Source organism: Paenibacillus sp. J31R30 (assembly GCF_059692115.1).
The window spans coordinates 803779-815875 of the sequence record NZ_JCAUAV010000001.1 but is presented as its reverse complement, the minus strand read 5'-3'; the positions used below and the strand labels follow the sequence as shown (position 1 = coordinate 815875).

At 45.0% G+C, this 12097-nt stretch carries 10 protein-coding genes; 1 reads left to right on the top strand and 9 read right to left on the bottom strand.

The window, feature by feature from the left end; all coding sequences use genetic code 11:
- Positions 1-14: 14 nt before the first annotated feature.
- The 8 genes from AC58QO_RS02755 to AC58QO_RS02720 form a co-directional block, all read right to left on the bottom strand.
- Complete coding sequence (locus AC58QO_RS02755; protein WP_497263772.1) at positions 15-893, bottom strand: carbohydrate ABC transporter permease; 879 nt, start codon at positions 891-893, stop codon at positions 15-17.
- Positions 894-975: 82 nt separating this feature from the next.
- Positions 976-2313, bottom strand: a complete 1338-nt coding sequence (locus AC58QO_RS02750; protein WP_497263771.1) for an ABC transporter substrate-binding protein — start codon at positions 2311-2313, stop codon at positions 976-978.
- 126 nt (positions 2314-2439) lie between these two features.
- Positions 2440-4029: a response regulator gene (locus AC58QO_RS02745; protein WP_497263770.1), complete on the bottom strand. Its 1590-nt coding sequence runs from the start codon at positions 4027-4029 to the stop codon at positions 2440-2442.
- Between the two features lie 3 nt (positions 4030-4032).
- Positions 4033-5832, bottom strand: coding sequence for a sensor histidine kinase (locus tag AC58QO_RS02740; protein WP_497263769.1), 1800 nt, complete (start codon positions 5830-5832; stop codon positions 4033-4035).
- 118 nt (positions 5833-5950) lie between these two features.
- Positions 5951-6121 (bottom strand): sporulation histidine kinase inhibitor Sda, encoded by a 171-nt coding sequence (sda, locus tag AC58QO_RS02735; protein WP_497263768.1) that lies wholly within the window; start codon positions 6119-6121, stop codon positions 5951-5953.
- Positions 6114-6281, bottom strand: a complete 168-nt coding sequence (locus tag AC58QO_RS02730; RefSeq protein ID WP_497263767.1) for a hypothetical protein — start codon at positions 6279-6281, stop codon at positions 6114-6116. The genes sda and AC58QO_RS02730 overlap by 8 nt, the downstream gene beginning before the upstream one ends.
- Positions 6282-6478: 197 nt before the next feature.
- Positions 6479-6748, bottom strand: coding sequence for a late competence development ComFB family protein (locus AC58QO_RS02725; protein ID WP_497263766.1), 270 nt, complete (start codon positions 6746-6748; stop codon positions 6479-6481).
- Positions 6749-6803: 55 nt separating this feature from the next.
- The gene (locus tag AC58QO_RS02720; RefSeq protein WP_497263765.1) at positions 6804-9506 is read right to left on the bottom strand and encodes a family 78 glycoside hydrolase catalytic domain; all 2703 of its coding nucleotides are present in this window, start codon (positions 9504-9506) and stop codon (positions 6804-6806) included.
- Positions 9507-9734: 228 nt separating this feature from the next.
- Between AC58QO_RS02720 and AC58QO_RS02715 the strand changes: the two genes are divergently transcribed.
- On the top strand, positions 9735-10244 hold the full coding sequence (locus AC58QO_RS02715) for a metal-dependent hydrolase (protein ID WP_497263764.1): 510 nt from the start codon (positions 9735-9737) through the stop codon (positions 10242-10244).
- 49 nt (positions 10245-10293) lie between these two features.
- Here AC58QO_RS02715 and AC58QO_RS02710 read toward each other — a convergent pair whose 3' ends face one another.
- The gene (locus AC58QO_RS02710; RefSeq protein WP_497263763.1) at positions 10294-12045 is read right to left on the bottom strand and encodes a sensor histidine kinase; all 1752 of its coding nucleotides are present in this window, start codon (positions 12043-12045) and stop codon (positions 10294-10296) included.
- Positions 12046-12097: the final 52 nt, after the last annotated feature.

Sequence of the window (12097 nt, the reverse complement as noted above, 5' to 3'; positions counted from 1 at the left end):
TTTAACATCCTCCTTTAAAAGGTAATACGTTCGCGTGCAATAAGTTTATTAATCGCTAATGTTACGATCAAACATTCAATCACAAGGAATGCTGCCGCCGCACTGCCGTAACCGAATTCACCAACACGGAAAGCGGAACGGTACATCAGGTACGTCAACGTGTAGGTCGAGTTACCTGGCCCGCCGCCCGTCATGATAAACATATTGGCAAAAGCGTTCAGACCACCTGTGATCGCGAGGACTAGGCAAAATTTGTACGTCTCAGCCAGCATCGGAATCGTAATCTTCATATGTGCTTTGAATTTGGAAGCGCCGTCGATACGGGCAGCCTCTAAGTACTGTTCCGGTACAGACTTCACCGCTGCTAGAAGCAGAGCGAACTGGTAACCCATGTACTGCCAAGCATTCACGAACGCAATCGCAAAAATAGCTGTTTTGCTATTCGTCAGCCAATCCTGGCGATACGAAATGCCAAGAGCTTCGAATACTTTGTTGATTAACCCATATTCACTGTTATACATCGCCAACCAGAGTTGACAGACAACGGTAATGGAAAGCACGACTGGAATGAAATAAGAGATACGTAGAATCTTACTCCCTTTGAAGCCCTCAGCGACCGCGATAGCGAGCACAGACCCGATTCCAATTTGCACAATGGCTAGGATGCCTGCAAACACGAGTCCGTTATAGAGGGACGTATAGAAAATACTGTCTTGAAACAATCGCGTGTAGTTATCTAGAAAAATAAACGTGCCCTCGCTCAAGCCATCCCATTCGAAGGTACTGCGATAGAAGGTTTGTAGAATCGGATAAAACACGATCACTGTATACAAAAGGAGTGCCGGCAGCGTGAACAGCATAATCGCCACTTTATTTCCCATGAATTTGCGCATGTCATCACTTCCTTTGTAGAGTAGAAGACTCACCATAGGACGAGACGTTCCACAGTGAGTCTTCCATGTCATAGAATCAAATTTATTTCGCTGGCACCGCTGCTTTATTCAAATCTTTCACGAATTGATCGGACGTATAGTTACCTGTCATTAGGTTTTGTGTAGCATCTTCAAGTGCTGCTTTGAACTTCGGATTGGACAAGCCCCATGAGAAAGCAGTTGTGCTTGTGATTTTCGGAATATCCTTGGAAAGCTGATCCATCATAGGAGGGAATTGCTTCACAATCGGTTTGTCTACCTTTGTAGCTACAATCGGGTTACTGCGGTTTGTAAATTTGTACTCGGCATATTTCAAGGAGATGAAAGAAGCAACTTTCGCCGCTAGCTCTTTATCCTTCGTGTTCGCGGATACAGCATATCCACCAGGACCACCGCTGCCGCTGAACGCTGTTTTACCTTTTTCGTAAGCTGCTGCATCAGCTGCTGGCAAGTACATGTAGCCAGCTTTGTCGCCAAGCGCTTTCGTTGCTGCTTCAATTTCCCATTGTCCATTGATGAACATCGCTGCTTTACCTTCATGGTAAAGTGCTGCCGCTTGGTCATAGTTCAAGTTCGTTGCGCCTTTTGGCAGCATGCCTGCTTTCACTAGCTCGATGATTTTGTCAGCAGCTGTTTTGTAAGCCGCGTCTTCAGCTTTCGCCGTTCCTTTATCCAGCTTGTTGATACCGCCTGGATCTGCACGTGTTACGAACATGTCATACAGCGCTACACAAGGCCATTTCTCTTTGGCGAAAATGGAAAGCGGTGTAATACCTTTTGCGTTGAACGTTTTAACAGCTGTCATCATTTCATCATACGTTGTTGGTACTTTCACGCCATTTTGTTGGAACAAATCCTTGTTGTAGTAGAGGAGCGCTACTTCGTTCCCTGCGTACGGGAACGCATACGTGTGGCCATCATCCGTCACCAGTGTGTTCATCGCGCTTGGCTGCATTTTGTCCTTAAAGCCAAACTTCGTTACATACTCATCTAACATCAGGATGTTATTGGATTTTTTAAACGTGTCAATAATGTCTAGTCCTGCTTGGAAAATATCTGGAAGGTTACCTGTTGCCGCATAGGTCTTTAATTTCTGACCGTCATCTTGGGCTTGAATATCCAGCTCAAGCTCTACGTTTGGCATTTCCTTTTTCAATTCAGCCACGGCATAGTCATAAGGTGTTTTCGTATCTTCATCTGCATACTGAGCATAAATTCTTAGTTTTACCGGTTTAGCATCCGCCTTAGCTGGTGCTGTCGTTGCTGCAGCCGTTGCTGCTGGTGCTGCGCTGGTTGTTTCTTTCGGTGTGTCTGTGGATCCGCAAGCTGCAAGGCTAGTCGCCGCGAGTAAGCTTACGAGAGTAACTGCCATCTTTTTCATTAGTAGACCTCCCAGAAATTCTTGTGCGTTTCTCCTCTTTACATCCTCAGTATAAAAGGAAAAAACCCCAGTGATAATGGAATAACTGAGGGCTTCTTGTAAAATCCGCACATTCGTGTGCTGCCGTTATAAGCGATTATTCTCATATTCACTAGGCGAATAGCCGAAGAATTTCTTGAAGCTTTTGCTAAAATAACTAGGGTCGTTGACGCCAATCTGCTCCGCAATATCCGCCAAACGAATGTTGCCTATACCTAGTAGTTCCTTCGCTTTGTGCATGCGCACATGCGTCACATAATCCGTTACGGTCATCCCAATTTCCTTCTTAAATATCGCCCGCAAATAGCTTGGGTTAATGAACACCTGTTGGGCAATCTGATCCAATTGGAGCTCAGAATCCATATATTGCCCCTCAATGTATTCTTTGGCCGATTGGGCGATCTTCGAGGATCTTGTCTTCTTGTGCTTGTTCGTATACTGAATCGCCTTGGCGAAAAGTTCCTTGATCCATGCTGATGTGCTCTCTATGGAACCCAGCCGTTTGATTTCACTATAAGGGTAAAAGTTTTCGCCAAAGCAATCTTCAATGGGATGCCCCATCTCCGTGACATAGGACAGACATACGGAAATCAGCCCCATGGAAATAACATAGGTATACTCCAAAGACAGCCTCTGCTCCCGCACCGATTGGAAAACTTCTTCCAGCTTATCCTCCACCTTGTCCGCATGATGCATGCGTAAGAGCACGAGCAGCTCCTCGTTGACTTCTGTCGGGTAGAGCGCCTGCTTGCCGGAATCAAGCACACTGGAACCGTACGCGATCACCCGGTCGTTCCCTAAGACGAACTTGTTCTGCAGTGCCTCCAGCGCCTCCATATAAGAGGTTCGAATGCCAACATAACCAGACTGACTACGTCCGACACCAATGGTTATCGTAAATTTCAAATATTTTTTGATCAGAAAAATAAGTTTCTCATACCCGTCTAAGGCCGGAACTTCAAGGTCTTTACCCCCTTGGTGTTCGACCAGACATATAATCCGCCCCTCTGGCCCATTGAAAATAAGGTGATGCCCCGTCTCCTCCAGCGCTTCATTCAAAATATTCGTAACGGCATATTTCCACAGTAACCGTTCGCTCACCTGATTCCATTTGACATCCATATGGTCAATCTCAATACAAGCCACAACAAACAACGAAGAGGCAAACGACTCCCCTAATTGCTGCAATTTCAGGGTCGTTTCCTCTGGGGAATGATGATATTCGCTGCTCAGCAAATAGTTCAAGTAACTTTCCTTCATCAATTGCTGATTTTCCTTCAGCGTGGACCTTTCTTCACGCGCTTTCTCGTGTTCCTTCTGAAGCTTAAGCAGTGTTAGTACGAGCTCATCCTTCGAGAAGGGCTTCAGTATATAATCTTCTACGCCAAGCTTAAGCGCCTTTCGCGCATAATCGAACTCGTTATGACCTGTGATAAGTACAACACTTGTAGCGGGGTAACGTCCCTTCAACTGCTCAGTTAGCGTTAATCCGTCCATAAAAGGCATCGTAATATCAACCAGCGCGATATCAGGACGATGTACGTCAACCAGCTCTAGGGCTTCGAGCCCATTTTTCGCTTCAGCACACAACTCAAATCCATAGGCCTCCCAATCTAATGCCGTACGCAAATATTCCCGAAAAATCGATTCGTCATCTACGATGAGAATTTTCTGCATGTGTTACTCCTCCTCCCGTCCAAAAGGCAGCCAAAGCGTTACTTCTGTGCCTTTTCCTTGCTCACTGGTGATATGTAAACCATACTCCTCGCCATAGTACAGCTGGATGCGGTCATTGACATTCTTGAAGCCGTATCCTACAGCGTCCTGAGGAGATTCTGCCTTTTTCACAATAGCCTCGAGCCGCGCTGGTTCTATCCCCACACCGTCGTCTGCGACAACGACTTTGATTTTGGAATCGACAATTTCGCCTGTTACCTTCAGAAGTCCAAGACTTCCTTTCGTTTTGAGCCCGTGATAGATGGCGTTTTCGATAAGCGGTTGTATGGTCAATTTTGGAATTTGACCGCTAAGCACCTCGTTCTGAATATCAAACTCATACGTGAATACATCGGAATATCGAATACGCTGAATAGATAGATAGTCTTTCACATTGCGAATTTCCTCTTCAATCGTGATGGTTTCACGACCTTTACTTAGCGCTGCACGATAGAAATCGGCCAATGCTTTCGTTGTCCGCTGGACATCGCGAGTTCGTCCCATTTCCGACAGTGTATAAATAACATCCAACGTATTATAGAGAAAATGGGGCTTTATCTGCGCTTGAATCAGCGCCAGCTCGTATTCCCGCTTCTTCTTTTGCTCCCAATTAATGTTGGTCAATAGCTCTTGAATTCGCCGAATCATGGCATTAAAGCCAGAGGACAGCATCCCGATCTCATCTTCCGAGTTCACTTGAAATTCGATGTCTAAGCTGCCTTCCTTGACCTTTTTCATATATTTCGTCAGCCCCATAATGGGTTTGGCAATCAATTGGGAGAGCATACCCGCTCCGAGCAAAGCAAAAAACAAACAGACAATACCCAGCATCACGATGAGTAACGTAATTTTGCGTGTATCCGCCGTTAACGAGGCTAGAGGTGCCATCGAGATTAATTTCCAACCAAAGCTAGGCACTTCAGAGCTCACGACGAGCGTTTTCTCATATTCGAAGGAAGTCGGTTCGGACGAATGTTTACTGGAGGTAATCCAACGCTTCATTTCGGGAATCGCCACTTCTTGGAGCACGTCCTCTGGATGCTGGGAAGAGATGACGACGCCTTCATCATCCACAATGAAGTAGCTGCCATCCTGAATCGAACCGATTTTCTGATAAATCGCCGACAAGGAACTTTCTTTAATATTGAGAACCAGCAAGCCCAGCTTCTGCCCTGTGTAAATATTCACAACCCGCTTGCCCAACGTCATCACCGTCTCTTGTGAGCCATTGGTTAAATAATCCCTGCGCTGCATCGGGAACCAAATATTATTCCCGCTCGATGTATCAATTTGCTTCAACATGGCGCTGCTCATAATCCATTCACGATTCCGCTCCATAAGCAGATTCGAACCATAAATTCGATTATTCGTATCGATGAATGCCGCTGACTGCACATCCGGAAAAACGAGCAAAGCAAAACTGAGCTGGTTCGTGATCTGCGTGTACATCTGCAAACTGGTCTCAGGTGCGCTAAGTGACAGCGGATCCTCGACAATGACCTTATTGAGATTGATCGTCAACATATTCGCACAGCTCTCTACATTCGTTAACATGCCCGTGATCCGGGTTATAATTAAGGAGGAGTTGTCCGAAACGTTTTTGATCGTTTTTTTGACGATAGCGTTCGTGTACACTTGGTTCGAAACGAAGCCCAATACAAACAAAGGCACGAAGATGAGTGGAAAATAAATGAGAATAATCTTATATCGAATACGTTGGTTTCGAAACCAATGCGTAGGTATAATCCTCTGAAGTATAGACATCATGGCCTCCTTTTGCCGAAAACAAAAAATCCCCTACCGTGCAACGTCAGGAGCTCCCTGTCCGTTACATTGTAAAGGATTCATACCTTTTTTTAAACTCACTGCTCGTGATGAGCATTTAACTTGTACTTTCTAAACTGTTGTCACGGAATAAGCTAATCTGTCTAGCTTGAATTTCTAAAAGTAAAAACATGAGAAATTCCTTGCTTAGCTTCATTCGGCTTGCATTTATATACGCATCAACAAGTGTGTCATTGGAGATAGCTTTCAAATTATCACGATCATTCATTGTGCATCAACCATTTCGGGTTTTCTTCAAGCATCGACATCATTTTTTTCATCGATTGTTGGATTTGTTCATCGGAGGGCAAGCATATATTGCCATAAGATTGCTGTACAACATCTGTTAACACTGAATCGAAAATGCCATTAAACTGCTCTGAATTCACTGGAACCCCTCCTGTTTTTCATTTATTTGGAAATTCTTCTTCTATCTTATCCTGAAGCACGCAAGAAAACAGCGCATTTTTTTTTGCATCTCTTACCTGTTTTTTTTCTATATTATGTAATTTTATTTGCATTCAAGGAAAAAAGGATATGAAAAAAACCAGCAGCTTCACAAGAAGCTGCTGGTTTTACTAATCAATTATTCACGATGATGCTTGTGACACTCCACAAAGCTAGATGCTTCCATCAGTTCACGCATCACGTCAGAACGCAACTGTTGATTCGTAAATTCACCTTTTACAAATAGGTGCCCCTTCTCACTGGAGGTATACCGTGGCGGAACTCGGTTCAGCACTAATGCCAAAATATCTTCTTGGCACGTTGTACAATTACATTTCAGTTCATAGTTTTTCCGAAACTCTTCAAACAAGTGAGTAACCACGGTTTCCATTGCGTTGATGACAGCCATCTTGAAACTCTCCCTCTAGGAACTTTCATTATTAGGTCTATTATACTCGATAAACCTAGAATGACAAAGAGTAGGAGGTAGAAGCATGAACTCGCATTTGATAGATGCCTGAGCCAAGTTCGATAGATACTAGACCTTCTGTCTCGCTAGCAGCTGCAATACCCGTTACCTTTTCTAGCAATTGACCATTGCAGGTCACTGTCGATAAGGCCGTCCCGCTTAAGAACACTTCGCCGCACGTATTCGGCGGCAACTCGAACGTATAACTGACGACGCCATCCGCTTCGATTGTCCATTCACTGCGAACCATGCCATAGTTCGTGATGAGCGATGCTTTGGCATAGGTGAGTCCCGAATCTGGGCGGGGCCGGAAGATCACGCGTTTGTACCCAGGCTCCCGATCATCCGAGTCCAATCCTGCTACTTTGCGATATAGCCAATCACCAATGGAACCGTAGGCATAATGATTGTATGAATTCATATTATCACTCCAGAACGTGCCATCCGGTTTGATGCCATCCCAATGCTCCCATATTGTCGTAGCCCCTTGATGAATCGGGTACAGCCAAGAAGGATAGTCTTCTTGCTGAACAAGCTTTACTGCCACGTCATGATAGCCATTTTCCGTTAGGACATGACACAGATATGGCGTGCCGACAAACCCTGTGGTTAGATGGTACTTTTGCTCCTTCACATACTCAGCGAGTGTCGCAGCTACGCGTTCACGCGTGCGCCCTGTTACAAGTCCGAACATCAGCGGAAGTACCAGAGAAGTCTGTGTGTGTCCAGCTAACCTGCCGCTTGGCGTCACAAACTCAGCTGTAAAAGCTTCCACAATGCGCTCATAGAGCGCAGAGAACTCAACGACATCTGCTTCGCGTCCTAGTACTTCAGCTGTTTTGACAAACAATGACGTCGAATACGCATAGAAGCACGTTGCAATCAAATCTTTTGGCGTAGCCCCGACATAGCTCCCCTCTTTGGCATCCAGACCTAGCCAATCGCCAAAATGGAAGCCCGTTTGCCACAAGAATTCGTTCTCTCCTTGCTTACGTATGTAGGTCACCCACCCCTTCATACTGTCATACTGCTCTTCTAGCACGCGTTTATCCCCGTATACCTGATAGAGTGTCCACGGGCAAATAACCGCCGCATCTCCCCACGCTGCAGAGGAATGATCTTTCTCATACAGGACGTGCGGGATAACGAAGGGAACACCTCCATCTTCGCGTTGGTCCGCTTTCAGATCTCGCAACCATTTGCTGAAAAATAGCGCCACATCGTAATTAAAAGCCGCAGTACGTATAAACACCTGCGCATCCCCGGTCCAACCCAGCCTCTCGTCACGCTGCGGGCAGTCCGTCGGTACATCAAGGAAGTTCCCTCGCTGTCCCCACACGATATTTCTTTGCAGCTGATTCAGCAGTGGATGAGAACATTCGAACTCCCCTTTGGCCACCATATCCGTATGAATAACATGCCCTGTGAAGCACCCAGCGTCGAAAGCTACTTCCTGAGGCCAGCCCACAACTTTGACATAGCGAAAACCTTGGAAAGTGAAATGCGGCGCATAGGACTCCCCTTCTTCCCCTTTACAGACATAGGTAACGGTTTGTTTCGCTTTACGCAAGTTCCCAATATAGAAATTCCCTTGCGCGTCAAGCACTTCAGCATGCAGTAAATCAATGCGAGTACCCATTGGCAGACTTACTTGTATCTGAACTTTCCCTACCATATTTTGACCAAAATCAAGCACAGTTTCGCCTAACGGTGTTTCAATGACAGCAATAGCCTTCAGCTGCTCGATCACACGAGAAGGCTCATTCTCCTGCATAACGAGCTGATCTTTTCCATTATTCAGTTCAACGACAGGAACCCACGCCTGATCCTCATAATTCGGATGGCTCCAGCCAGCATTCTCTAATCCAGCATCGTAGATTTCACCATGATACAGCTCTGACATTCGGACAGGTCCGAAAGAAGCTCGCCAAGAGGTATCACTCATCACGACCTCTTCAGATCCGTCCTCGTAGACGATATGCATTTGAATGAGAAGTGCTCTTACGCTTCCGAAAACATTCCACTGATTTTCCCATGCAAGGTTCCCTTTATACCAGCCATTCGCAAGCACAGCACCTATGGTCTGAATCCCTGGCGCCAGCATATCTGTAACATCGTAAGACTGAACCTGCAAGCGATGCGAATAGCTAGTCCAGCCAGGTGTTAACTCCCAATCGCCCACTCGAACACCGTTAAGCTCAAGCTCATATACACCGTGACTTGTGGCAAATATCGTCGCCTTGTGGATCGGCTTGCTCACATGGAAGTCTTTCCGAAGATAGTAGGCTTCTTCCGCATCTGGATTTAGGCTCGCAGGATCAGGTGTGATCCACTGCGCTTGCCAATCCGCAGCTTGCAGCAGTCCCATTTCCCAGTAAGCGATTTCACTCCATGGCGATTCAAGGCCTGACTGACTCCAAACTTTAACACGATAGTAATAACGGGTTCGCGGCAGCAGTTCAGGACCTTCGTAGGAAATGAGTACGGATTGATTCGAAGCGATTCGAGCCGTATCCCAAACCAAGTTCCCTTGCTCGAAGTCATTTGAATGCGTGCTCACCTGAATTTGATACGCAGCTTGCAGAACAGCGTTAGAATCCGCTTCTAGCTGCCATGTAAAGCGTGGCTTGAGGGTGTCCAAGCCTACTGGATTGATTCGATATTCACAATACACCGCTGAAATATGAATGGAACTCATGGGTTTATCCTCCTAGATACACAGACCGTAGTGTGTTGTACGTACAGCTTTTTTGACACCTATATGCTCTATTGTAAAGGATCTCACCGCTTCATTTTAAGGTGTATCCTGACATTTTCAGAGGGCAAACACGACATTTATGAATTTGTTTTGCAATACCCTTAATTTCCAAGATCAAATCGAATAGTATAAAGTTATATCGAACTCATAGATAGGAAGGCGTTAATAATGCTGCAAAAAACACACAGTGTTGCTGGAATGATTGCTGCCGAGCTCGTACTCATTCATGGCGATATCAGCTTTTTCACTTGGGATGCCGCTGGCTCTCTTTTACTCGGATGCTTGGCAGGCACATTAGCTGATGTCGATAAGCCTGGTTCAACCATGGCGAAAGTTCTTTTCCCTTTATCTGCACTCCTTCATGTTTTGAAAATTAAACATCGGACATTGACCCACTCTCTGATATTTATCGGGTTGCTTGCAATGATCAGCTTACATCTAAGTCCTCTGTATTTCTGGGTATTCATCCTAGCTTATGCCTCACACACGCTGATCGATCTGTTAAATGATCGCGGTGTACAGCTCTTCTGGCCAATCCCGCTCAAAATACGACTACTTCCCAAATGGATGGCCATCGACACTGGCTCTGCGAGTGAAACTGTATTTCGTTGGTTTTTATTAGTCGCCTGTCTTGCTCTCCCCTTCTGGAACTACGTATTGCCGTATTTGCCCTACTAAAAAAACAAAAAAAACGCTGATTGGGCTGCCCAATCAGCGTTTTTTCTTATTATTGCATAGGTATCGTCAGCAGGAAGCAGATGAATCCATCCTCCACCTTAACCTCAATCGTTCCCCGATAATACTCAACGCGTTCCTTGACCACAGGAAGACCAAGCCCTTGGTGTTCGCCATCGCCCTTGGTGCTATACCCTATGCTGAACAATGTCGTATCATCCACAAGTTTAAACCCAGGAATGACCCGATTTTTCACTGAAATCTTTACATCGTTCGATTCCTTCCACCCACGGACGGAAACTTCTCGCTCTTCAATTGGAAATTGGTTAGCCTCATCAAAAGCATTATCAAGCAGATTCCCAATAATTTTCACTAAATCTACTGATTTCACCCCTAGCGATAACCCATCAAGGCCCGTGAATTCATAGGTAAAAGCAATTTTGGTTCGCATGGCGAGCGTAATTTTCGATTGAATCAATGCCGCGATAGCGGGCTGCCCAATCCGAATAATATCATTGACTTCATTAATTTCCTCAATCAATTCTTCCATGTAACGCATTTGATCTTCTTTATTACCTTTGGACAAAAGCGCGTACATCGTTTGCACATGATTTAGGAAATCATGCCGTTGGCTTCGAATTGTAGCAAACATAAGGTCAACATTCTGAATGTACATCTCTTGCGTGGACTGTACTGCCGACTCCCGTGATTTCGTAATGAACCCGAATACCAAAAAGACAAGTATACAACTGAACACAGTAAAGAGAATGATAATAATTAGGACCCGAATAAGTTGACCATTTAACGTTTTTTGAATCGCGTGATAGTCTGTCACAATTGAAATCACATAGGGAATTTCTCGTTGAACTTCGGTCAATTTTTCTTGAACCGGAACGAATACAAATGTCTTTAGAATCGGTTGTCCATTATAGCTTTCAACTACACTTACTGGTGTATTCGCCGCAATTGCCTGTTTATAATAGGTTATATCGTTCTCGTTTATGATGCTGTAGCTGCCAAATAGCAGCGGACGATCATACAAGGAGATAAAGGTTTCACCAGTTGAACTCTTATATTCCTTTGGCTTTGTGCCAAAAGTGACGCCATTAAGCCCTGAAATTTCCATAATATCGGGATTGGCTGCGACAATTTTTTTCACAATCGTATCCGGACCAACAATATCCTTAAATTTCTGGATCTTATCGGCATTTACAAACACGCAGATCAAATAGTTGGTAGTTCCATCGTAATAATAACCAAATTTACTAACATCGCTGGTACCTGACGCAGGAACTTCATAAATACCTGTCCAGAAATTCGGAAGTTTTTGACCCTCAGGGATGGAGACTTTGTGGTATTTCAGCAATTGATCAAACGCTGTAAACCAATAACCAAATGAGATCGTGCTTGTTAATGTAAGCTCTTTGGGCTCCGATGACTTGCCGACCATGATATCATCGCCGACTCCACTTCGTTTCATCAGCGATATCCCGTCAAGACCCGCTAGTTCGGCAATGGATACGAGTTGTTCATTCGTTACCTTATCAATATCTGGGTTCAGAGCACTTTTGGCAATGATAGCGGCAGAACGCAATTGCTCTCCAATCATATCCTCCACGAAGTAGGAACCCATTTCCGACTGCTCAATGGACGTTCGAATTTGGTTCGCCGTTGACGTCATTCGGTCTGACAGTGCCTGCGTTAGCAGCGTTTTCGTAAACCAATAATAAGACGTATTGTTCGTCACTAATAACAAGATAACAATCGTAAAAGTGATATAAATGACCCTAGTGTTAATTCTCATGAAGTTTTCACACTTTCTGTATTTTGTAAGATGGAAATTACAAGTGAAAATA

What these genes read in the sequence shown, in the direction of transcription:
- sda (WP_497263768.1), bottom strand. Translation starts at nt 6,121, where the DNA reads ATGAATGATCGTGATAATTTGAAAGCTATCTCCAATGACACACTTGTT.
- AC58QO_RS02745 (WP_497263770.1), bottom strand. Translation starts at nt 4,029, where the DNA reads ATGCAGAAAATTCTCATCGTAGATGACGAATCGATTTTTCGGGAATAT.
- AC58QO_RS02720 (WP_497263765.1), bottom strand. Translation starts at nt 9,506, where the DNA reads ATGAGTTCCATTCATATTTCAGCGGTGTATTGTGAATATCGAATCAAT.
- AC58QO_RS02740 (WP_497263769.1), bottom strand. Translation starts at nt 5,832, where the DNA reads ATGTCTATACTTCAGAGGATTATACCTACGCATTGGTTTCGAAACCAA.
- AC58QO_RS02750 (WP_497263771.1), bottom strand. Translation starts at nt 2,313, where the DNA reads ATGAAAAAGATGGCAGTTACTCTCGTAAGCTTACTCGCGGCGACTAGC.
- AC58QO_RS02715 (WP_497263764.1), top strand. Translation starts at nt 9,735, where the DNA reads ATGCTGCAAAAAACACACAGTGTTGCTGGAATGATTGCTGCCGAGCTC.
- AC58QO_RS02710 (WP_497263763.1), bottom strand. Translation starts at nt 12,045, where the DNA reads ATGAGAATTAACACTAGGGTCATTTATATCACTTTTACGATTGTTATC.
- AC58QO_RS02755 (WP_497263772.1), bottom strand. Translation starts at nt 893, where the DNA reads ATGCGCAAATTCATGGGAAATAAAGTGGCGATTATGCTGTTCACGCTG.
- AC58QO_RS02725 (WP_497263766.1), bottom strand. Translation starts at nt 6,748, where the DNA reads ATGGCTGTCATCAACGCAATGGAAACCGTGGTTACTCACTTGTTTGAA.